General features: G+C 71.7%; 20 protein-coding genes. 13 read left to right on the forward strand and 7 right to left on the reverse strand.

Features of this window, described 5'->3' with window-relative positions; all coding sequences use genetic code 11:
• Positions 1–35: 35 nt before the first annotated feature.
• Complete coding sequence (gene groL, locus FHX82_RS04690; protein WP_145937953.1) at positions 36–1,652, forward strand: chaperonin GroEL; 1,617 nt, start codon at positions 36–38, stop codon at positions 1,650–1,652.
• A gap of 139 nt (positions 1,653–1,791) precedes the next feature.
• On the opposite strand, the gene FHX82_RS04695 is transcribed toward groL, so the two are convergent.
• Entirely contained in the window at positions 1,792–2,094 is a 303-nt protein-coding gene (locus FHX82_RS04695) for a WhiB family transcriptional regulator (RefSeq protein WP_145937954.1), read from the reverse strand.
• 262 nt (positions 2,095–2,356) lie between these two features.
• On the opposite strand from FHX82_RS04695, the gene FHX82_RS04700 reads away from it, so the two are divergent.
• The 5 genes from FHX82_RS04700 to FHX82_RS04720 all read left to right on the forward strand — a co-directional run bounded on the left by FHX82_RS04700 (position 2,357) and on the right by FHX82_RS04720 (position 6,548).
• Entirely contained in the window at positions 2,357–3,226 is an 870-nt protein-coding gene (locus FHX82_RS04700; RefSeq protein ID WP_373308718.1) for a MerR family transcriptional regulator, read from the forward strand.
• A 10-nt stretch (positions 3,227–3,236) separates the two neighbouring features.
• Positions 3,237–4,058: a hypothetical protein gene (locus FHX82_RS04705; RefSeq protein WP_145937955.1), complete on the forward strand. Its 822-nt coding sequence runs from the start codon at positions 3,237–3,239 to the stop codon at positions 4,056–4,058.
• A 141-nt stretch (positions 4,059–4,199) separates the two neighbouring features.
• The gene (locus FHX82_RS04710; RefSeq protein WP_027940930.1) at positions 4,200–4,796 is read left to right on the forward strand and encodes a response regulator transcription factor; all 597 of its coding nucleotides are present in this window, start codon (positions 4,200–4,202) and stop codon (positions 4,794–4,796) included.
• A gap of 237 nt (positions 4,797–5,033) precedes the next feature.
• Entirely contained in the window at positions 5,034–5,606 is a 573-nt protein-coding gene (locus tag FHX82_RS04715; RefSeq protein WP_145937956.1) for a sigma-70 family RNA polymerase sigma factor, read from the forward strand.
• Positions 5,607–6,548 carry an anti-sigma-D factor RsdA gene (locus FHX82_RS04720; RefSeq protein WP_229881535.1) on the forward strand — a complete coding sequence of 314 codons (942 nt, stop codon included), beginning with the start codon at positions 5,607–5,609 and terminating at the stop codon, positions 6,546–6,548.
• Between the two features lie 54 nt (positions 6,549–6,602).
• On the opposite strand, the gene FHX82_RS04725 is transcribed toward FHX82_RS04720, so the two are convergent.
• Positions 6,603–6,998: a DUF5319 domain-containing protein gene (locus FHX82_RS04725; RefSeq protein ID WP_229881534.1), complete on the reverse strand. Its 396-nt coding sequence runs from the start codon at positions 6,996–6,998 to the stop codon at positions 6,603–6,605.
• Positions 6,999–7,080: 82 nt separating this feature from the next.
• On the opposite strand from FHX82_RS04725, the gene guaB reads away from it, so the two are divergent.
• The 3 genes from guaB to FHX82_RS04740 are packed head-to-tail and all read left to right on the forward strand — an operon-like array spanning position 7,081 to position 11,512.
• Positions 7,081–8,583, forward strand: a complete 1,503-nt coding sequence (gene guaB, locus FHX82_RS04730; protein WP_145937957.1) for an IMP dehydrogenase — start codon at positions 7,081–7,083, stop codon at positions 8,581–8,583.
• 33 nt (positions 8,584–8,616) lie between these two features.
• Positions 8,617–9,747, forward strand: coding sequence for a GuaB3 family IMP dehydrogenase-related protein (locus FHX82_RS04735; protein WP_145937958.1), 1,131 nt, complete (start codon positions 8,617–8,619; stop codon positions 9,745–9,747).
• 55 nt (positions 9,748–9,802) lie between these two features.
• On the forward strand, positions 9,803–11,512 hold the full coding sequence (locus tag FHX82_RS04740; RefSeq protein WP_145937959.1) for a GMC family oxidoreductase: 1,710 nt from the start codon (positions 9,803–9,805) through the stop codon (positions 11,510–11,512).
• Between the two features lie 58 nt (positions 11,513–11,570).
• Here FHX82_RS04740 and FHX82_RS04745 read toward each other — a convergent pair whose 3' ends face one another.
• The gene (locus FHX82_RS04745) at positions 11,571–13,016 is read right to left on the reverse strand and encodes an aldehyde dehydrogenase family protein (RefSeq protein WP_145937960.1); all 1,446 of its coding nucleotides are present in this window, start codon (positions 13,014–13,016) and stop codon (positions 11,571–11,573) included.
• Between the two features lie 149 nt (positions 13,017–13,165).
• Between FHX82_RS04745 and guaA the strand changes: the two genes are divergently transcribed.
• Complete coding sequence (gene guaA, locus FHX82_RS04750) at positions 13,166–14,722, forward strand: glutamine-hydrolyzing GMP synthase (protein ID WP_145937961.1); 1,557 nt, start codon at positions 13,166–13,168, stop codon at positions 14,720–14,722.
• Between the two features lie 46 nt (positions 14,723–14,768).
• Here the strand turns inward: guaA and FHX82_RS04755 are convergent, their stop codons facing one another.
• Together FHX82_RS04755 and FHX82_RS04760 are read right to left on the reverse strand one after the other, a co-directional pair.
• Positions 14,769–14,993: a hypothetical protein gene (locus FHX82_RS04755; protein ID WP_145937962.1), complete on the reverse strand. Its 225-nt coding sequence runs from the start codon at positions 14,991–14,993 to the stop codon at positions 14,769–14,771.
• The gene (locus FHX82_RS04760; RefSeq protein ID WP_145937963.1) at positions 14,986–16,221 is read right to left on the reverse strand and encodes a PspC domain-containing protein; all 1,236 of its coding nucleotides are present in this window, start codon (positions 16,219–16,221) and stop codon (positions 14,986–14,988) included. Before FHX82_RS04760 ends, FHX82_RS04755 begins: the two co-directional genes overlap by 8 nt.
• A gap of 115 nt (positions 16,222–16,336) precedes the next feature.
• Between FHX82_RS04760 and FHX82_RS04765 the strand changes: the two genes are divergently transcribed.
• Both FHX82_RS04765 and FHX82_RS04770 read left to right on the forward strand, forming a co-directional pair.
• A complete protein-coding gene (locus FHX82_RS04765) occupies positions 16,337–17,629 on the forward strand; it encodes an ATP-binding protein (RefSeq protein WP_145937964.1) in 1,293 nt (430 codons plus the stop codon).
• Positions 17,626–18,285, forward strand: coding sequence for a response regulator (locus tag FHX82_RS04770; RefSeq protein ID WP_145937965.1), 660 nt, complete (start codon positions 17,626–17,628; stop codon positions 18,283–18,285). Before FHX82_RS04765 ends, FHX82_RS04770 begins: the two co-directional genes overlap by 4 nt.
• Here FHX82_RS04770 and FHX82_RS04775 read toward each other — a convergent pair.
• Positions 18,185–19,141, reverse strand: coding sequence for a DMT family transporter (locus FHX82_RS04775; protein WP_145937966.1), 957 nt, complete (start codon positions 19,139–19,141; stop codon positions 18,185–18,187). The genes FHX82_RS04770 and FHX82_RS04775 overlap by 101 nt on opposite strands.
• Before the next feature lie 138 nt (positions 19,142–19,279).
• Here FHX82_RS04775 and FHX82_RS04780 point away from each other — a divergent pair, with 138 nt between their 5' ends.
• Positions 19,280–20,176, forward strand: coding sequence for a LysR family transcriptional regulator (locus FHX82_RS04780; protein WP_145937967.1), 897 nt, complete (start codon positions 19,280–19,282; stop codon positions 20,174–20,176).
• 4 nt (positions 20,177–20,180) lie between these two features.
• Here the strand turns inward: FHX82_RS04780 and FHX82_RS04785 are convergent, their stop codons facing one another.
• Positions 20,181–21,146 (reverse strand): serine/threonine-protein kinase, encoded by a 966-nt coding sequence (locus FHX82_RS04785; RefSeq protein ID WP_145937968.1) that lies wholly within the window; start codon positions 21,144–21,146, stop codon positions 20,181–20,183.
• Positions 21,147–21,177 lie beyond the last annotated feature (31 nt).

Raw genomic sequence — 21,177 nt, forward strand, 5'->3', positions numbered from 1 at the left:
GGGCCGGGGCGTTCTGCTGTCCAGAGAGGACTTCCATGCCTAAGCAGATCAACTTCGACGAGGACGCTCGTCGAGCGCTCGAGCGCGGGGTGAACAAGCTGGCCGACGCGGTCAAGGTCACCCTCGGCCCGCGCGGGCGGCACGTCGTGCTCGACAAGAAGTTCGGCGGCCCCACGATCACGCTCGACGGCGTGACCGTGGCCCGCGAGATCGAGCTGGACGACCCGTTCGAGAACCTGGGCGCCCAGCTCGCGAAGAACGTCGCCACCAAGACCAACGACGTCGCCGGTGACGGCACCACCACGGCCACCGTGCTGGCGCAGTCCCTGGTGCGGGTCGGCCTCCGCAACGTCGCCGCGGGTGCCAACCCGACGGCGCTGGGGCGCGGCATCGAGATGGCGGCCGACAAGGTCGTCGAGGTGCTCAAGAGCAAGGCCACCCCGGTCAAGGGCCGCGACAACATCGCACAGGTCGGCACGGTCACCTCGCGGGACGCCACCATCGGCGCCCTGCTCGGCGAGGCCGTGGAGAAGGTCGGTGAGGACGGCGTGATCACCGTGGAGGAGTCCTCCACGCTGGCCACCACGCTGGAGATCACCGAGGGCGTGCAGTTCGACAAGGGCTTCATCTCGGCCCACTTCGCGACCAACCCCGAGGAGCAGCGGGCGATCCTCGAGAACGCCCTCGTGCTGCTGCACCGCGAGAAGATCTCCGCGCTCGCGGACCTGCTCCCGGTGCTGGAGAAGGTCGTCGAGGCCAAGCGGCCGCTGCTGATCATCGCCGAGGACGTCGACGGCGAGGCGCTGTCCACCCTCGTGGTGAACTCGCTGCGCAAGACCATCACCGCCGTCGCGGTGAAGGCGCCGTTCTTCGGGGACCGCCGCAAGGCGTTCCTGGACGACCTCGGGGTCGTCACCGGTGCCCAGGTCATCTCGGCCGAGCTCGGCATGAAGCTGTCCGAGGTCGGGCTCGACGCGCTGGGCTCCGCCCGCCGCATCGAGGTCACCAAGGACACCACGACGATCGTGGAAGGTGCCGGCACCAAGGACGACATCACCGCGCGGATCGCCCAGATCCGCAAGGAGATCGAGACCACCGACTCCGACTGGGACCGCGAGAAGCTGCAGGAGCGACTGGCCAAGCTGGGTGGCGGCGTCGCCGTCATCAAGGTCGGCGCGGCCACCGAGACCGAGCTGAACGAGCGCAAGCACCGCATCGAGGACGCCGTGGCCTCCACCAAGGCGGCCGTCGAGGAGGGCATCGTGCCCGGCGGTGGTTCGGCGCTGGTGCACGCGGTCAAGGAGCTGGACGACCTCGGCCTGACCGGCGACGAGGCGACCGGGGTGCGGATCGTGCGCGACGCGCTCACCGCTCCGCTGTTCTGGATCGCCAGCAACGCCGGCCTCGAGGGCGCGGTCATCGTGTCCAAGGTGCAGGAGCAGGGCTGGGGCCACGGCCTCAACGCCGCCACCGGTGAGATCACCGACCTGCTCGCGGCGGGCATCGTCGACCCGGTCAAGGTCACCCGTTCCGCGGTGGCCAACGCCGCGTCGATCGCCCGGCTCGTGCTGACCACCGAGAGCTCCGTGGTGGAGAAGCCGGCCGAGGAGGACGAGACCGCGACCGGGCACGGTCACGGGCACGCCCACTGACGCGAACCGGAAGGGGCGGCATCCATCGCGGATGCCGCCCCTTTTTCCGTGCAACCTGAAAACAGTGCACAACCGTTCACCGGAATTCGGGACGAAAAAGGGGCGGCACCCCACCCGATGCCGCCCCTTTTCGCTCCCCCTACTGGCCGGAAAGACTCAGTTCCCGCTTGCCGTTCTTGAGAATGCTCTCCCGTTCGGACTCCGAGAGCCCGCCCCAGATCCCGTAGGGCTCGTGCACGGCCAGTGCGTGCTCACGGCACATCCGCAGGACCGGGCACGTCTGGCAGATCGCCTTCGCCCTGGCCTCGCGGCGGGCCCTGGCCGGTCCCCGCTCGCCGTCCGGGTGGAAGAACGCCGCGCTGTCCATCCCTCGGCAGGACCCCTCCAGCTGCCAGTCCCAGATGTCGGCGTTGGGGCCTGGAAGCCTCCGCGTGTCTGCCATCGTTCACCGCCTCCGTTATTCGGTCGGATCCCCTCGTTGTCGCACTGCGACTACTCCATTCGGTGCAACGGCGGTAACGTTAGAAGCGCGCCAATAGTTGTTCAAGGGAATCGATCGGATTCATCCTTTGGATATCCCCCGCTAGCGTGAGAAAGGGATATTCGGCAGGTCAGGCGGCATAACTTCCGAGTTGCTGGGTAGTCATGCCTCCCTGATATTGGAACGGATGGACTCCCCAGGGCAGGTCGAACCGACGATGCCGGTGGCCGCTGTGGCCCGGCGTCTCGGTGTCGCCCCCGCGACACTGCGCACCTGGGACCGCCGCTACGGGCTCGGCCCCAGCAGGCACACCGGCGGCAAGCACCGCCGCTACGGGCCCGCCGACATCCGCCGCCTCGAACTCATGCAGCGTGCCCTGCTGCGTGGCGCGTCGACAGCGGAGGCCGCTCGCTTCGCCATCGAGGCGGCCGTCGACGACGTGCGCCCCGAGGCCGCGCGGCCCACGCGAGCCGAGCCGGACCGCTCGGTCGCCCGCCGGCTGCGCACGGCCGCGCTCGCCATGGACGGGGCCGCCACCCAGCGCCTGCTGGCCGCCGCGATCGCCGACGCCGGGGTCGCGTCCGCATGGGAGAACGTCATCGAGCCCGTGCTGACGGCGTTCGGCGCGGGCTGGCCCGGTGCACACGCCGGAACCGAGGCCGAGTACCTGCTCGCCGAAAGCGTTCTCGGGGCGCTCGTGCGCGCGACGCCCGTGCTCGACGTGCCTCGCAACTCCCGGCCCGTCCTGCTGAGCGGGGTGCCGGACGAGCGCGCCAACCTCCCGCTCTACGCGCTCGCCGCGACGCTGGCCGAGCGCGGCATCGCCGCCCAGCTGTTCGGCACCCCGCCGCCGGCGGAGGTGCTCGCCGTCGCCGTGCGTCGCACGTCGCCCGCTGCCGTCGTGCTCCGGGCCCAGCGCAGTACGGTCGCCGACGGCCGGTTGTTCCCGCGCGTGACCCGCGGGCGGCAGCGCAGCCGGGTCTTCGCCTGGGGTCCCGGCTGGGCGCACACACCGTTGCCCGACCAGGTCGAGATGCTGTCCGACCTGCGGACGGCCGCCGAGCGCATCGAATTTGTCCTACTGGGTCACTAGGGTGCCCCTCGTGGAAATCGAGGAGCTGCGGCGCGCGGCGTTCGGGGACGCTCCGGCGCTGCCGTCCGCGGTGCCGGACTCGCCGCGGGCGAAGCTGCTCGCCGCGATCGTGCTCGGCGCGCAGGGGCGGTACGCCGCCGCGGCCACCTTGCTCGGCGAGATCGGCCGGGGCCGGGACCCGGTGCTCGCCTCCCTCGCGCTGTCCACGTTCGCCTCGCACCGGCGGCAGCTAGGCGGGCACCGCGCCGCTTTCGCACGCGATGGTGCGGCGCTGCGGCTCGTCGCCGGGCTCACCGGAGTGGACGACCCGGACGGCCTCGACGCCGCGGGCGCCCGCGCCGACGCGCTCCTCGGGCTGGCCGCCGACAACCTCGGCGTGGGGCGGCTGCCCGTCGCCCGCCGGTTGCTGGCGCGGGCCGAGCCCCTGGGCTGGCGTGCGCGGGTGCGCAAGGGCTGGGTCACCGCCGAGATCGAGCTGGCTTCCGGTCGCGCCGCCGACGCCGTCGCGCCCGCCGAGGCGGCGCTGGACCTGGCCACCGCCACGGGCGCGCTCCGGCACGTCACCAAGTCCCAGCTGGTGCTGGCCGCCGCGCTCGGCGCGACCGGTGAACGGGAACCAGCGCTGCACCTCGTCCACGAAGCACTCGGCGTGTCGGAGAAGTTCGCACTACGCTCCCTGAGTTGGCCCGCGGGGCTGCTCGCCGCCGAGCACGACCCGGACGCGCCGGGACGGGATCGATCCAGGGTCGACGCGGTACTACACGCTGTGTTACTACGAAGTGATCCGGACGGGAGGCGGCTGGCGCGTGACTCGCCATGGGTGCCGGTGTGATGCCGGTTGGAGCAGTCGAGGAGGCCATACCGACATCCGGGCGAAGATCTTCCAAAAAAAGCCACCGGATCGTGTCAAGGTGCGGCCTAAAGCGTCCGATAGGGGATATGGAAGGTCACCCGGCTGCAGGAAGGAAACCCCGTGACTACGGTCTTGATCTGCGACGACCGACGCAGTGTCCGCGAAGGGCTCACCCGCGTGATGTCTGCTGTCCCCGGCGTCAGTCGCATCGACTGCGTAGCGCACGGTGACGAGTTGCTGGCCAGGTATTCGCGGCAGCCCGTGGACGTCGTCCTCGTCGGCACCCAGCGCGCGATGCCGGCCGGGGTGGAGGCGACTCGGCGGCTGGTGTCCGCCAATCCCCAGGCGAACGTGATCGTCTTCGGCGCTCCCGACGATGCCAGCAGCATCGCCGCGGCCATCGCCGGTGGCGCTCGCGGTTACCTGCGGTGGGACGCCTCTCGCCCCGAGCTCGTGGCCGCGCTCGCACACACGCTCGCCAGTACGTCGGTCCCGGCGCCGCGCCAGCCCGCGGATCCCGGTGTCCAGCTCACCGAGCGGGAGCTGCAGGTGCTGCGGGGGATGAGCCAGGGGAAGAGCAACGGCCAGATCGGCCGCGAGCTCTATCTCTCGGAGGACACCGTGAAGACGCACGCGCGGCGGCTGTTCCGCAAGCTCGGCGTCCGGGACCGCGCCCAGGCGGTCGCGCACGGGTTCCGCCGCGGCCTCGTCTCCTGAACTGCCGCTGTTGCGAGCATCTTTCATATTGTAAGCTGGCGCAATTCGTTGAATTCTTGAACACCTGACGTGTTCGCTCGCCGGCGTGTCCCGGGCTGCCCGGGGCACGCCGAAGGCGACCGTGCACGAGCGATGTCGAGGCCGGGCGGTACGGTGGGCATCACCGGTGCGAGGGATGTGGGTTTCGCGCGCCGTCAATTTGTACGCCAACACGTAACGCTGGGACTGTTGTCTGCGATGGCCACTGTGGGGGACGGACTGGAGGAGTCGGTCGCCGCCGCCGTGGAGGGAGATCCTCAGGCGGTGGAGCGGCTGCTTGCCGCCATCCGTCCTTTGGTGGTGCGGTACTGCCGCGCCCGGGTAGGACGGCAGGAGCGATCGTTCGCTTCGGCAGACGACGTAGCTCAGGAGGTGTGTCTCGCGGTGCTCACGGCCTTGCCTTCGTACCGTGATCAAGGGCGCCCGTTCCTGGCCTTCGTCTACGGCATCGCCCAGCACAAGGTGGCCGACGCGCATCGTGCCGCCGCCCGCAACCGGGCCGAGCCCGTGGCCGAGCTCCCCGACGAGATCGAAGGGGACATCGGCCCGGAGCAGCACGCCCTGCAGGGGGAGTTGAACGAGCGGATGGCCCAGCTGCTGCGTGTGCTGCCGGACAAACAACGCGAAATCGTGGTGCTGCGAGTGGTCGTGGGACTGTCCGCCGAGGAGACCGCGGAAGCGGTCGACTCGACGCCAGGTGCCGTCCGCGTCGCCCAGCACCGAGCGCTCGCGCGGCTCCGCAAGGCGCTGGCGTCCGAGGAGGTGGCCTGAGTGACCGACCGCGACAGCCGGGACGAGGTCAGACGCGAGCTCGGTGAGTTCCCGTTCGACGACGAGACCATGAGCGCGTCCCAGGCGGCGTTCGAGGCCGACCTGTCGGCGGTGCACGCCGACGACGCGCTGCTGGACGCGCTCGGCGGGTCCGATCCCAGGGTGGCCGACGGGCTCGGCGACCAGGAGCTGAACGCGCTGCTGCTGGCGTGGCGGCGTGACATCGACAGCGAACCGCTCGCCGAGCTGGTGGACACCGACACGGCCGTCACCACGGTGAAGACCGCGGCGCTGGCCCAGCGGCACGGGCAGCGCGCCCGCAAGCGCCGCATCCTGGTGCCGGTCGCGGTGGCCGCGGCCGTGCTGGCCATCGCGTTCAGCGGCACCGGCATCGCCGCACGGGACGCGCAGCCGGGCGACGCGTTGTGGGGTCTGACGAAGGTCCTGTACTCCGACCACGCCCGCTCGGTCGAGGCCGCCTCCGCGGCACGCACCGACCTGCAGCAGGCGAGCATCGCACTGTCCCAGGGCCGGATAGCCGAGGCGCAGCAGGCGCTCGCCGAGGCGGCGGCCAAGCTGTCGCAGGTGTCCGCGGAGGACAACCTGGCCCAGCTGATGAGCGAGCACCAGCAGCTCACCCAGCTGCTGCAGAACCCGGCGGCCGCCGTGCCGCCGGTCACGTCCTCGCCGCAGTCGCCCACCACGCTGCCGGTGTCGTCCACCACGTCGACGCCGACCAAGCCGAGCACCACGACGTCACCGGAGCCGCCGACGTCCAGCACGCCGACCCCGACGGAGACGCCGACCACGAGCCCGCCCACCACGGAGAGCAGCTCCTCGCCGACGGGGGATTCGGGCAGCACCATCCGCTACGACTCGTCGTCGGCGGACAGCGGCACCGGCGGGCAGGCGCCCGCGGGCGTCGATCCGAGCGGCGGCTGAACCAAGCACGAAAAAGAGGCCCGGCAGGCAAGCCGGGCCTCTTTTCGTGGTCTGTCAGTACGCGCTCTCGGTGGCGGTGACACCGTCCGCGAAGCCGCGGCAGTACTCCCAGCTGACGTAGTCCGCCGGGTCCGGGTCGTACGCCGGCTCGTGCGGGCGCATCCGGCCGTCGGCCAGCAGCTGTTCGAGGCTCGCCCGCAGCAGGTGCCAGTCGTGGTAATGCGGTTCGTCACATTCGCCGCAGTCCACGACGATCCCGCGCACCCCCCGCGGCTCCAGCAACGCCTGGTAGACGGCCAGGTCCGACAGGTCCGCGAGCAGCTCGGTGCGGGCCTGCGCGTCCATGGGTTCCGCCAGGTCATCGCCGGGCTCGGGGAGATCCCTCGCGGGGTCGTCCGGGTCGTCGGCGAACGGGTCGGGGGGCAACACGTCGTGCGGCACGGCCTGCACGGTACCGGGCGGGGGAGGGGAGCTGTCCAGATACCATCGGGAAGGAGTTCTCCGATCTGCCGAGGAAGGTCTGCCACCAGCCATGACGAGCGAGTTCACCGCGCAAGACAAGTTCGCGATGCTGGGCCTGACCTTCGACGACGTGCTGCTGCTGCCCGCCGAGTCGGACGTCGTGCCGAGTGCCGTGGACACCACCACGAGGCTGTCCCGCAACATCACCCTGCGCATCCCGCTCATCTCGGCGGCGATGGACACCGTCACCGAGGCGAGGATGGCCATCGCGATGGCCCGCCAGGGCGGGATGGGCGTGCTGCACCGCAACCTGCCGGTCGACGAGCAGGCCGCCGCCGTCGAGGTGGTCAAGCGGTCCGAGGCCGGTATGGTCACCGACCCGGTCACGTGCTCCCCTGACGACACGCTCGCCGAGGTCGACGCCCTGTGTGCCCGGTTCCGCATCTCCGGCGTCCCGGTCACCGACGCCGCGGGCACGCTGGTGGGCATCATCACCAACCGCGACATGCGGTTCGAGGTGGACTACAGCCGTCCCGTCAGCGAGGTCATGACCAGGGAGAACCTGATCACCGCGCAGGTCGGGGTCACCGCGGACGCGGCGCTCGGGCTGCTGCGCCGCCACAAGATCGAGAAGCTGCCGATCGTCGACGGGGCGGGCAAGCTGCGTGGCCTGATCACGGTCAAGGACTTCGTCAAGACCGAGCAGTACCCCAACGCGACCAAGGACCCGGACGGCCGCCTGCTGGTCGGCGCGGCCGTCGGCGTCGGCGCGCAGGGGCACCAGCGCGCGATGGCGCTCGCCGACGCGGGCGTGGACGTGCTGATGGTCGACACCGCGCACGGCCACTCGCGAGCGGTCGTCGAGATGGTGACGACGCTGAAGAAGGAGCTGGGCGACGCGGTCGACGTCGTCGGCGGGAACGTCGCGACCCGCGCGGGCGCGCAGGCGCTGGTGGACGCGGGCGCGGACGGCGTGAAGGTGGGCGTCGGGCCGGGCTCGATCTGCACCACGCGGATCGTCGCGGGCGTCGGCGTGCCGCAGATCTCCGCGATCTACGAGGCCGACAAGGCGTGCCGCCCGGCCGGTGTCCCGGTGATCGGCGACGGCGGCATCCAGTACTCCGGCGACATCGCGAAGGCGATCACGGCCGGTGCGTCCAGCGTCATGCTGGGCAGCCTGCTCGCGGGCACCACCGAGTCGCCCGGCGACCTGATCCTGGTCGGCGGCAAGCAGTTCAAGACCTACCGCGGTATGGGCTCGCTGGGTGCGATGCAGTCGCGTGACGGGCAGAAGTCGTACTCGAAGGACCGCTACGCGCAGGACGACGTGCTGAGCGAGGACAAGCTGGTGCCCGAGGGCATCGAGGGCCGTATCCCGTTCCGCGGTCCGCTGGTCAACGTGGTGCACCAGCTGGTGGGCGGCCTGCGCTCCGGCATGGGGTACGCGGGGGCGGAGACGATCGCCCAGTTGCAGGAGGCGCAGCTGGTGCGGATCACCGCGGCCGGGCTCAAGGAGAGCCACCCGCACGACATCACCATGACCGTCGAGGCGCCCAACTACACCGCCCGCTGACGGGTGAGCACAGACACGAGAGGGGATCCGCACGTGCGGGATCTGGTCGAGATCGGCATGGGGCGTACCGCGCGGCGGGCGTACGACCTCGACGACGTGGAGATCGTCCCGTCGCGCCGGACGCGTTCGTCCGCGGTGGTGTCCACCGCCTGGCAGATCGACGCGTACCGGTTCGACCTGCCGCTCGTCACGCACCCGACGGACGCGATCGTCTCGCCGTCGACAGCGGTGCAGGTGGGCGAGCTCGGCGGGCTGGGCGTGCTCAACGCCGAGGGCCTGTGGTCGCGGCACGCGAACGTCGAGCAGGTGATGGGACGGCTGCTCGACGCGACGAAGGACGAGGACCCGACGGCGCTGGTGCGGCTGCTGCAGGAGCTGCACTCCGCGCCCGTGCAGCCCGAGCTGCTCGCCGAGGCGCTGGGCAAGGTCCGCGAGTCCGGGGTCACGGTCGCGGCGCGGGTGAGCCCGCAGCGCGCGGCGCAGCTGACGCCGCACCTGATCGCGGCGGGCGTGGAGATCCTGGTCGTGCAGGGCACGATCATCTCGGCCGAGCACGTGTCCGGTGACGCGGACCCGCTCGACCTGAAGGAGTTCATCGGCGGTCTCGACGTGCCGGTGATCGCGGGCGGCACGGCCGACTACCGCACGGCCATGCACCTCATGCGCACCGGCGCGGCGGGCGTCATCGTCGGCCACGGCTACACGCCGGGCATCACGAGCACCGACCGCGTGCTGGGGATCGGCGTGCCGATGGCCACGGCGATCATCGACGCGGCGGCCGCGCGGCGCGACTACCTCGACGAGACGGGCGGGCGTTACGTGCACGTCCTCGCCGACGGCGGCATGACCTCTTCGGGTGACATCGCGAAGGCGATCGCATGCGGGGCGGACGCAGTGATGCTGGGCGCGCCGCTGGCCGCGGCGGCCGAGGCGCCGGGGCACGGGCTGTACTGGACGGCGGCGGCCGCACACCCGTCGCTGCCGCGCTCGCGCGTCGCCGCGGGCCCGGACTTCGAGGTCGACCTGAAGACGCTGCTCTTCGGCCCCTCCTCGGACGCCGAGGGCGCGATGAACCTGTTCGGCGCGCTGCGCCGCGCGATGGCGAAGACCGGCTACTCGGACCTCAAGGAGTTCCAGCGGGTCGGGCTCACCGTCCGGCGCTAACCCATCGGTAACTTACTCCTGGTCAGGAACGCTGTCCGGCGTTACAGTTTTATGTGTGACCGCGGGTAACAGCAGTGCAGCTGACTATGACGTGATCGTGGTCGGGTCGGGCTTCGGCGGCAGCGTCGCGGCCCTCCGGCTCACGGAGAAGGGCTACCGGGTGGCCGTCGTGGAGGCGGGCCGCCGGTTCGCCGACGACGAGTTCGCCAAGACGTCCTGGGACCTCAAGCGGTACCTGTGGGCGCCGGCGCTGGGCTGTTTCGGCATCCAGCGCATCCACCTGCTCAACGACGTCATGGTGCTGGCCGGTGCCGGGGTCGGCGGCGGTTCGCTGGTGTACGCGAACACGCTGTACCGGCCGCTCAAGCCGTTCTACCGGGACAGGCAGTGGGCGCACATCACGGACTGGGAGTCCGAGCTCGCCCCGCACTACGACCAGGCGAGCCGCATGCTCGGCGTCGTCACCAACCCGACGGTGACGCCGTCGGACGAGGTCATGCGCAAGGTGGCGCGGGACATGGGCGTCGAGGACTCGTTCCACGCCACGCCCGTCGGGGTCTACTTCGGCAAGCCGGGCGAGCAGGTGGCGGACCCGTACTTCGGCGGCGCCGGTCCGACGCGCGTGGGCTGCACCGAATGCGGTTCGTGCATGACAGGCTGCCGCGTCGGGGCGAAGAACACGCTGGTCAAGAACTACCTGTACCTCGCCGAGCAGGGCGGCGCGCACGTCATCCCGCTGACCACCGTGGACGCGGTGCGCCCGCAGCCCGACGGCTCGTGGGTGGTCGACGTCCGCAAGACCGGCACGAAGTCGAAGCGGTTCCGCGGCAGCCTCACCGCCGGGCAGGTCGTGCTCGCGGCCGGCACGTGGGGCACGCAGCAGCTGCTGCACCGGATGCGTGACGAGAAGGTGCTGCCGAAGCTGTCGCCGCGGTTCGGTGAGCTGACGCGCACCAACTCCGAGGCGATCATCGGCGCCGGGCGGCTCAAGGTCGACCCGGAGCAGAACTTCAGCCGGGGCGTGGCCATCACGTCGTCGATCCACCCCGACGAGAACACCCACATCGAGCCGGTCCGCTACGGCAAGGGCAGCAACGCGATGAGCCTGCTGCAGACCATCGCCACCGACGGCTCGCTGCCGACGCCGCGTTGGCGGCAGATGATCGGGACCCTGCTGAAGCACCCGGTGCAGTCGCTGAAGCTGCTCAACGGCTACCGGTGGAGCGAGCGGACGGTCATCCTGCTGGTGATGCAGAGCCTGGACAACTCGATCACGACGTACACCAAGCGCGGGCTGTTCGGGCGGCGGAAGTACACCTCGAAGCAGGGCCACGGCAAGCCGAACCCGTCGTTCATCCCCGCCGGGCACGAGGCGAACCTGCGCACGGCCGAGCACATCGGCGGCGTCGCGGGCGGCACGTGGGGCGAGATCTTCGACATCCCGCTGACGGCGCACTTCATCGGCGGCGCGCCCATCGGCACCGACGCGAGCGACGGCGTGATCGACCCCTACCACCGCGTGTTCGCGTACCCGACGCTGTCCATTGTGGACGGTACCGCGATCACGGCGAACCTCGGCGTGAACCCGTCGCTGACGATCACCGCGCAGGCCGAGCGCGCGTTCTCCTTCTGGCCCAACAAGGGCGAGGCCGACCCGCGGCCGCCGCAGGAGGAGGGCTACCGCAGGCTGGAGCCGGTGGCGCCGAAGAACCCGGCAGTGCCGGCGGAGGCGCCCGCCGCGCTGCGCCTGCCGTTGGTCGGTTGAGACTTCCGCCCGCTGTGCCGCCACCGGGGTGGGGGTGGCACAGCGGGCGGATCCCTCGTTACAGCTCGACGCCGGTGAACACCGTGACACGCTCCTCGGTGAGGTCGTGCATCGCGGCGAGCACGCCCTCGCGGCCCACGCCGGAGCCCTTGACCCCGCCGTACGGCATCTGGTCGGCCCGGTAGGACGGCACGTCGCCGACGATGACGCCGCCGACCTCCAGCTCGGCCGACGCGCGGAACGCCAGCTGCACGTCGCGGGTGAACACCCCGGCCTGCAGTCCGTACGCCGAGGCGTTCACCGCGGCGAAAGCCTCGTCCGCACTGTCCACAACGGACACCGCGAGCACCGGGCCGAAAATCTCCTCCGCCCACGCCTTCGCGTTCGCCGGGACGTCGGTGAGGACCGTCGGCTCCACCGTTGCGCCCTTGCGCGAACCGCCGGTGAGCACCTTCGCGCCACCCGCGGCGGCCTCCTCGACCCAGGCGACGATGCGCTCGGCGGCGGCCTCGTCCACCACCGGGCCGACGTCGACCGTCGTGTCGTACGGGTCGCCCGTCTTCAACGCGCGCACGGCTTCGACCAGTGCGGGCACGAACTCGTCCGCGGCCGAGCGCTCGACGAGAACGCGCTGCACGGCGATGCACGACTGCCCGGCCTGGTAGTTGCCGAACGTCGCGATGCGCGCCGCCGCACCCGCGAGGTCCGGCCAGTCCGCCAGCACGACCGCCGCCGCGTTGCCGCCCAGCTCCAGCACGACGTGCTTGCGTGGCGCGGCCTCCGCGAGCGACCAGCCCACGGGACCCGAACCGGTGAACGACACGACGGGCAGGCGCGGGTCGGCGACGAGCTTCGCCGTGTCCTCGTTGCCCAGCGGCAGCACGGAGAACGCGCCCTCGGGCAGGTCCGTCTCGGCGAGGATCTCGCCGAGGATGAGCGCGGACAGCGGGGTGCGCGGCGCGGGCTTGACGAGGATCGGCGCGCCGACCGCCAGCGACGGCGCGACCTTGTGGGCCACCAGGTTCAGCGGGAAGTTGAACGGCGCGATGCCCAGCACGGGCCCGCGCGGTACGCGCCGCACCATCGCCAGTCGTCCCTCGCCGCCGGCGTCGGTGTCCAGCCGCTGCAGGTCGCCGGTGAACCGCCGGGCCTCCTCCGCGGCGATGCGGAACACGGAGATCGCGCGCTTCACCTCGACCTCGGCCCACTTGAACGGCTTGCCGTTCTCGGCGGTGATGACCTCGGCCAGCTCCTCGGCGCGCTCCGCGAGCCCGCGGGAGACGTGGTCCAGCGCCGCGGCGCGCACGTGCGCGGGCGAGCGGCGGAACTCGGGCGCGACGGCCACCGCCGCGGCGACGGCACGCTCGACCTGCTCGGGCCCGGGCACGGCGACGGTCGCCACCTCGCTGCCGTCGAACGGGTGGGTGACTTCGAGCGTGCCGCTGCCCTGCTCCGCCCGGCCGGCGATCCACGCGGGCCGGGGCTCCGGAGTGATGGTGTCCATACCTCCCACGGTAGATCGTGGCGAAGCGCGGGGGCGCGCGGCGGCGCTCGGTTCACGCCGACGCCACCCGCTGCTGGCCCGGGGGCGGGGTGGCACAGCTCACCTGGGACGATAGGGGTGTCGTCTTGTCGCCCCCGAGGAGGTTCCGGGTGCCCAGTCCGAGCGGTCCGGTCATCGTCGTCGACTTCGGCGCGCAGTACGCGCAGCTGATCGCGCGGCGGGTCCGCGAGGCCCAGGTCTACTCCGAGGTCGTGCCGCACACGGCCGGCGTCGAGGAGATCATGGCGAAGGATCCCGCCGCGATCATCCTCTCCGGTGGCCCGGCCAGCGCCTACTCGCCCGACGCGCCGGGCATGGACCCCGAGCTGGCCAGGCAGGGTGTGCCGATCTTCGGCATCTGCTACGGCTTCCAGGTGCTCGCGCAGGTGCTCGGCGGCACGGTGGAGGCGACGGGTTCCCGCGAGTACGGCCGCACCGAGGTCGAGGTGGACGCCGACGGCGGGGTGCTGCACCGCGAGCTGCCCGCGAGGCACCAGGTGTGGATGAGCCACGGCGACAGCGTCACGAAGGCGCCGCCCGGGGCCACGGTCACCGCGTCGTCCGCCCGGACGCCCGTCGCCGCGTTCGAGAACCCGGACGAGCGGTACGCCGGCGTGCAGTACCACCCGGAGGTGTTGCACTCGCCGCACGGCCAGGAGGTCCTGCGCCGCTTCCTGCGCGACATCGCGGGCATCCGTCCCGAGTGGACGACGGCGTCCATTGTGGACGATCAGATCGCGAAGATCCGCGAGCAGATCGGTGACGGACGGGCCATCTGCGGCCTGTCCGGCGGCGTCGACTCGGCGGTCGCGGCGGCGCTGGTGCAGCGCGCGATCGGCGACCGGCTGACGTGCGTGTTCGTCGACCACGGCCTGCTGCGCGCGGGCGAGCGGACCCAGGTGGAGCGGGACTTCGTCGCCGCCACGGGGGTCAACCTGGTGACGGTCGACGCGCGGGAGCGGTTCCTCGACGCGCTGTCGGGCGTCACCGACCCGGAGCAGAAGCGCAAGATCATCGGCCGCGAGTTCATCCGCGTGTTCGAGCAGGCGGAGCGCGATCTCAAGGCCGAGGGCGACTACCGGTTCCTGGTGCAGGGCACGCTCTACCCGGACGTCGTCGAGTCCGGCGGCGGCTCGGGCGCGTCGAACATCAAGAGCCACCACAACGTCGGCGGCCTGCCGGAGGACCTGCAGTTCGAGCTGGTCGAGCCGCTGCGGCTGCTGTTCAAGGACGAGGTGCGCCGGGTCGGGCTGGAGCTGGGCCTGCCGGAGACGATCGTGCACCGGCAGCCGTTCCCCGGGCCGGGGCTGGGCATCCGGATCATCGGCGAGGTGACGGCCGACCGGCTGGAGACGCTGCGCGCGGCCGACGCGATCGCGCGGGAGGAGCTGACGGCGGCGGGCCTCGACCGCGACATCTGGCAGTGCCCGGTGGTGCTGCTCGCGGACGTCCGCAGCGTCGGCGTCCAAGGCGACGGGCGGACGTACGGTCACCCGGTGGTGCTGCGCCCGGTGTCCAGCGAGGACGCCATGACGGCCGACTGGACGCGCCTGCCGTACGACGTGCTGGAGCGGATCTCGACGCGGATCACGAACGAGGTGGCGGAGGTCAACCGCGTCGTGCTGGACGTGACGAGCAAGCCGCCGGGCACCATCGAGTGGGAGTGACGCACGAAGGGCCGGTCCACAGTGGACCGGCCCTTCGTGGTTCCCCCTAGTCCCTGCGTCCTCCACGCAGGGAAGCACCGAGCATGAGCACCCCGAACAGGATCGCGCCGCCCGCCAATACCCATCGCAGGTCGAACGACGGGAGCCACGTCGCGCCGTCCGTCAGGGTGTACGCCGACGCGAACAGCGTCGCGACTCCGATCAGCAGGGTGAACACGTCGACCCCGCGGCGGCGCGGCCGCTGGTCCGTCGTCTCGTCGTACTCAGCCACGGCGCACCTCGATGTCTCCCGCTCCCTGTGACACGTTCAGGTCGATCTGCGGCCCGCCGCGGCCGTCGGTGCCGAGGTCCTCGCCGCGCACCGGCCCGCGGTTGATCCCGTCGCTGCGGCCGCCGAGGCAGTCGACGTTCCCGGCGTCGATCTCGCACGTGTACCGCACGTCCGCGGTCTCCGGCACGACGACCGTCGTCCTCCCCGCACCGGCGCGGACGGTCGTGGTGACGGGCGTCCCCGCGGGCAGGCGCGTCAGGTCCAGTCGCATGTCGCCCGCGGTGTGCTCGTACACCGGCAGCACCTCGGCCGCCGTCGCGGGCGAGGCGTCGACGTCGCCGAACCCGCCCCGGTACTCCGTCACGGGCACCGACGTGAGCACCACCCCGGCGATGGACAGCGGCACCGCGAGCGCGATCAGCCCCCGCCCGCCGCGGACGAACGCGCCCGTCACCAGGCCGATCCCCAGCGTCCCGAGCACCAGGCCGACGATGTGCTGCACGGAGAACCAGTCCACGCCGAGTGCCGCCCCGGCCGCCCCGCCACCGGCCACCAGCAGCGCGGCACCGAACGTCGCGACACCGACCTTCGATCGCTCACGACGGCGGCGGCGTGGTCTGGGTGGCTCCGGCGGCGGGCTGTAGGCGGACTGGGGGTCCGGCAGGTCCCAGGCCAGCGGGGCCGCGCCCAGTGGGTCGGTCACCGCCGGGCCGGATGTGGACGTCGGGTAGGTCATGGTCTCCTCCACGGGTGCGACCGGCCGGTTGTCCTGGCCACGGCTTCGGTGCAGCAGGTAGAGCGCGGTGACCAGCAGGGCAAGGCCGATGATGCCGCCGCCGTCGAACCAGCCCCAGCTGCTGGAGAACGCCCAGCTGGCGAGCGGGAAGAACGCGATGATCAGCACGATCGCGAAGCCCCTCGACACGGAGCTGCGACCCCGGCCGATGAGCGACTCGAACGCCGAGACCTCGTCGCCCTCGCCGGCGAAGAACAGCCAGCCCAGCACGTACAGCACCAGTCCGATCCCGCCGAACACGCCCGCGGCCACGAACGCCACCCGCACGATCACCGGGTCGATGCCGTACCGGTTGCCGATCGCGGCCGCAACGCCGGCCACCTTGCGGCCCCGCGCCGGCCGCCGGGGCCTGCTGGCCCAGAAGTCCTTGATCGTCTCTTCGAAACCGCTCAGGCCGGAGACCTTGCCCTGCTGGTCCGTTCCGCCACTCATGGGAACGAGCATCGGCCATCGCCGGGCCCCGCACATCGGGGAACCTCCCGGATATCCGCGATCAGGGCTTTTCCCTGATGATTCCGGCCCGCTGTCGTGTGACCATGGGGAAACCATGGAAGACGTGCAGGAGAAGGCCGTGACGCGGGTGCCGCCGAGCGCGCTCGCGGAGCCGGAAGGGCCGCCGAAGCTGTACCGGCACCGGGCGAACCGCGCGGTCGCCGGGGTTGCGGCCGGGCTGGCCGAACACCTCGGCGTCCGGGTGCTGTGGGTCCGGGCGGTGTTCGCCGTGCTCGCCGCATTCGGCGGCGCGGGGCTGCTGGCCTACGGGCTGCTTTGGGTGTTCGTGCCGCAGAAGTCCGGTGAGGACGCGTCGCGCCCGAGCTCGCCGAAGGAACGCCAGCAGGCGATCGGCCTGCTCGTGCTGGGCATCGGGCTCGCCGTCGGCGGCAGCACCTTCTCCGGCGCGATCAGCGGCTGGGTCGCCGTGCCGCTGGCCGTCGCGCTGGTCGGTGCCGCGGTGGTGTGGCGTGAGGCCGACGAGTCGCAGCGGCGCCGCTGGCGGGCGGGGGCCCGCTCCGGTGTCGCGGAGGTGGTGCTCGGCGGCGGTGGCTGGTCCGCGGTGGTGCGCATCCTGGCCGGGGTGGCGCTGGTCATCACCGGCATCGGTGTGGTGGTGCTCCGCAGCGGCAGCTTCGACCAGGTGCAGTTCGCGCTCATCGCGGTGGTCGCGACGCTGGTCGGGGTCGCCGTGCTGACGATCCCGTTCTGGCTGCGCATGGTCCGCGACCTCGGCGAGGAGCGCCGCGCCCGCATCCGGACGGAGGAACGCGCGGAGATCGCCGCCCACCTGCACGACTCGGTGCTGCAGACGCTCGCGTTGATCCAGAAGCAGTCCGACGCGCCGAAGGAGGTCGCGCGGCTGGCGCGTGGGCAGGAACGGGAGCTGCGTGGCTGGCTGTACGGGCCTTCGGGGTACGGCGGGAAGAAGGCGCTCACCGAGGACGGCGGCCGCCTGTCCGCGGCGATCGCCACCGCGTGCGGTGAGGTCGAGGACGCCTTCGCGATCTCGGTGTCGCAGGTCGTCGTGGGGGACGCGGACCTGGACGAGCCGCTGTTGGCGCTGGTGCAGGCGGCGCGGGAGGCGATCGTGAACGCGGCCAAGCACGCGGGCGTCGAGGAGGTCAGCGTGTACGCCGAGGCGGAGCCCACAGCGGTCACGGTGTTCGTGCGCGACCGGGGCAAGGGCTTCGACCCGGAGGAGGTGTCGGAGGACCGGCATGGCCTCGCGGACTCGATCCGGGGCAGGATGGAGCGCAACGGCGGTACGGTCCGGCTGCGCACGGCGCCGGGGGACGGAACGGAAGTGCAGCTGGAAATGCCGATCAAGACGGGAAGCAACGCATGACTGAGACACCGGTGACCGTCTTCCTGGTCGACGACCACGCGTTGTTCCGCGCCGGGGTGCGCACGGAGCTGGAGTCGATCACCGACGAGGTGCGCGTGGTCGGCGAGGCGGGCTCGGTGGCCGAGTCGGTCGCGGGCATCGTCCGCACCAAGCCGCAGGTCGTGCTGCTGGACGTGCACATGCCTGACGGCGGTGGCGCGGAGGTGCTGCGGCGGGTGCGACCCGAGCTGCCGGACGTCGTGTTCCTGGCGCTTTCGGTGTCCGACGCCGCGGAGGACGTCATCGCCGTCATCCGTGCCGGCGCCCGTGGTTACGTCACCAAGACGATCTCGTCGAAGGAGCTCGTCCGCGCCATCACGCGGGTCGCCGACGGGGACGCGGTGTTCTCGCCGCGGCTGGCCGGGTTCGTGCTCGACGCGTTCGCCGACCGGCCCGGCTCGGCGCCGATCAGCGACCCCGAGCTGGACCTGCTCACCCCACGCGAGCGGGACGTCCTGCGGCTGCTGGCGCGCGGGTACGCGTACAAGGAGATCGCCTCGGAGCTGTTCATCTCGGTCAAGACGGTTGAGACACACGTGTCGAGCGTGCTTCGCAAGACACAGCTGTCGAACCGGTACGAGCTGTCGCGCTGGGCTTCGGACCGCCGGCTCGTCTGACCCTGGTGAGCGCCACCCCGGCGAGCACCACCACCATGCCGGCGAGCACGCGGAGGTTGAGCTGCTCGTGCAGGAAGACCGTGCCGAGCAGCACCGACACCACGGGCATCAGGTAGCCGACCATCGACGTCGCCACCGCGCCTTCGGTGGCCATCAGCCGGTAGTTCAGCGCGAACGCGATGCCGGTGGAGAAGACGCCGAGCACGAGGATCGCCACCAGGGCGACCGGGCTCAGGTGCACCGGTTCGGCACCGCCCGCCGGCATCGCGAGCACCAGGAACCCGGAGGCGAGCAGCATCTGCGCGCCCGCGAGCGCGACCGGCGAAGACCCGGTGCCGGACAGAAACCGGCTTTCGTAGGCATAGACGAAGCCGTAGCTCGCCGACGCCGCGACGCACGCGAACGCGCCCCAGCTGAGCAGGCCGCTCGCCTGCCACGGCGCGAAGATCACCACCACGCCCAGCAGGCCGACCGCCAACCCGGCCAGCCGCGGTCCGCCGAGGTTGCGGTCGATCCCGAACGCGAACACCGCGACGAGTGTCCACAGTGGAGTGGTCGAGTTGATGACGCCGGTGATGCCGGAGCTCACCGTCTGCTCGCCCACCGCGAACAGCAGGAACGGCAAGGCGTTGTGGAACAGGGCCGCGACCGCGAGGTGCCCCCACAGTCGTCGGGACGGCAGCCGGTCGCGCTGGGCGTAGCAGATCACCACCAGCACGGCGGCGCCCAGCACCAGCCGTGCCAGCACGAGCTGGACCGGCGTGAAGGCCCCCAGCGCCAGCTTGATCCACAGGAAGCTCGATCCCCACATCAGCGCGAGCGCGCCCAGTCGCAACAGTGTTTTCGTCTCTCCCACGCAGCCAGGTTGCCGCCGGGGAGCTGTAAGGACAAGCGAAATAAACTACAGGACACCTACAGGAAAACTGTACGCGCCAGCCCCTCGCCCGACCGCCACCCCTCAACGAGGCGCGTTGCGCCGCAGTACCCTCTCCGAATGCTCGACGTCCGCCGCCTGCAGATCCTGCGGGCCGTGATCACCAGCGGGTCGATCACCGCCGCCGCGCGCAACCTGGGCTACACGCCGTCCGCGATCAGCCAGCAGCTCGCCACGCTCGAACGCGAAGCAGGCGTCGAGCTGCTGGAACGCGTCGGCCGCGGCGTGCGGCCGACCCCGGCCGGGGCGCTGCTGTCGGAGCACGCCGAGACGCTCAGCGCCCAGCTGTGCAAGGCGGAAGCGGAGCTGGCGGAACTCAAGGCGGGGCACACCGGGCGGCTGGCCGTCCGATACTTCGCGACGGCCGGAGCCGCGCTGGTGCCGCCCGCGGTCGCGGCAGTCCGGCGCGAGTTCCCCGGAATCCAGCTGGACCTGAAGCTGCGCGAGCCGTACGAGTCCATCCCCGAGGTCGAGGCGGGCGAGGCCGACGTCGCGATCGTCGTGTGGCTGGGGGAGTGGCGCGTGAAGACGGCGGAGCTGGTCCACCTGCTCGACGACCCGTACCGCGCCGCGCTGCCCCGCACGCACCCGCTGGCCGGCCAGCGCGTGATCGACCTGGCCGACCTGCGTGACGAGCAGTGGGTGGGCACCGAGGGCACGCCCGGCCCGTGCCGCGACACGCTGATCGCCGCCTGCGCGGCCGCGGGTTTCGCGCCGAACTTCGTGCTGGAGTGCGAGGACTACCAGACCGCGCAGGGCTTCGTCGCCGCCGGACTGGGCATCAGCCTCGTGCCGCTGCTCGGCCTCGGCTCGCCGCATCCGGGAGTGGTGCTCAAGCGCATCCGGCGCCCGGAGCCGACCCGTTCGATCCACGCCGCGGTGGCCACTCGCGCCGCGAGCCAGCCCGCGGTCCGCCACCTGCTGGAGACCCTCCGCGCGGCACCCGCCGCGGCCTGAACCGTCAGAGGAACAGCAGCTGCGTGATCCCGATCCCGATCGCCGCCGCGCACAGCACGGCGCCCACGGTGAGGATCAGCGTCCGCACGCGCTGGGGCGTCAGGTGGATCAACGGCTGCTTCGTGACCACGGGCTGCGGCGGCGGGGGCTGCACGGGCCAGACCGCGGGCACCGTCGGCAGGGCGGGCGCGGTCGGCGGGATGAACGCCGTCTGCCTGCCCTGGGTGATGGCCTGGAACGAGGTGATGCTGTCCGACAGCGTCGGCCGCGACAACGGGTCCTCGCGCAGCAGCTTCATCAACGCACCGCTCAGCTGGCCCGCGCGCTGCGGCTGGCGCAGGGGGCCGGTGCCGTCCTCGCCGTACGGCGGCACGCCCTCCACCGCGTGGTACAGCGTGGCGCCGAGGGAGAACGCGTCAGCGGTGGGATCGGGCGGCGCGCCCCGCGTGACCTCCGGCGCCCGGAACGCGGGGTTCGGTCCGCCGCCCGTGATGCCGATGTCGGTGACCTTCACGCCGCCGTCGTCGGCCAGCAGCACGTTGCCCGGTTCGAGGTTGCGGTGCAGGACCCCGACCCGGTGCGCGGCCGAAAGCGCGGACGCCAGCTGGATGCCCAGGTACGCCGCCTGCTCGGGCGTCAGCGCGCCGTGCTCGGTGAGGAAGTCCGTCATGTTGCGGGACGGCACGTACTCCATCGTCAGCCACGCGTCCGGCCCGTCGCGGACCACGTCGTAGACGGTGATCACGCAGTTGTGCAGCACCCGGGTCGCGGCGCGGCCCTCCTGCAGGGCGGTGTTGATCGCCTGCTCCGTCCGCGCGGGGTCGAGGCCGGGCTGGATGTACATCCGTTTCGCGGCGATCGTCCGGTGCAGGAGCAGGTCGTAGGCCAGCCACACGATGCCGGCGCGGCCACGGCCGATCGGCTGGTCCAACCGGTACCGGCCGCCGACCACTGCGCCCTCAGTACCCACAACACCCTCTCGTCGTACCGGTCAGTTACTC

Origin of the sequence: Amycolatopsis bartoniae (assembly GCF_014191255.1) — a bacterium.
GTDB lineage: Bacteria > Actinomycetota > Actinomycetes > Mycobacteriales > Pseudonocardiaceae > Amycolatopsis_E > Amycolatopsis_E bartoniae.

Bases quoted from the DNA above. Each gene is read 5' to 3' on its own strand.
- groL (WP_145937953.1), top strand. From the start codon at position 36: ATGCCTAAGCAGATCAACTTCGACGAGGACGCTCGTCGAGCGCTCGAG.
- FHX82_RS04695 (WP_145937954.1), bottom strand. From the start codon at position 2,094: ATGGCAGACACGCGGAGGCTTCCAGGCCCCAACGCCGACATCTGGGAC.
- FHX82_RS04715 (WP_145937956.1), top strand. From the start codon at position 5,034: ATGGCCACTGTGGGGGACGGACTGGAGGAGTCGGTCGCCGCCGCCGTG.
- guaB (WP_145937957.1), top strand. From the start codon at position 7,081: ATGACGAGCGAGTTCACCGCGCAAGACAAGTTCGCGATGCTGGGCCTG.
- FHX82_RS04745 (WP_145937960.1), bottom strand. From the start codon at position 13,016: ATGGACACCATCACTCCGGAGCCCCGGCCCGCGTGGATCGCCGGCCGG.
- FHX82_RS04760 (WP_145937963.1), bottom strand. From the start codon at position 16,221: ATGAGTGGCGGAACGGACCAGCAGGGCAAGGTCTCCGGCCTGAGCGGT.
- FHX82_RS04765 (WP_145937964.1), top strand. From the start codon at position 16,337: ATGGAAGACGTGCAGGAGAAGGCCGTGACGCGGGTGCCGCCGAGCGCG.
- FHX82_RS04770 (WP_145937965.1), top strand. From the start codon at position 17,626: ATGACTGAGACACCGGTGACCGTCTTCCTGGTCGACGACCACGCGTTG.
- FHX82_RS04780 (WP_145937967.1), top strand. From the start codon at position 19,280: ATGCTCGACGTCCGCCGCCTGCAGATCCTGCGGGCCGTGATCACCAGC.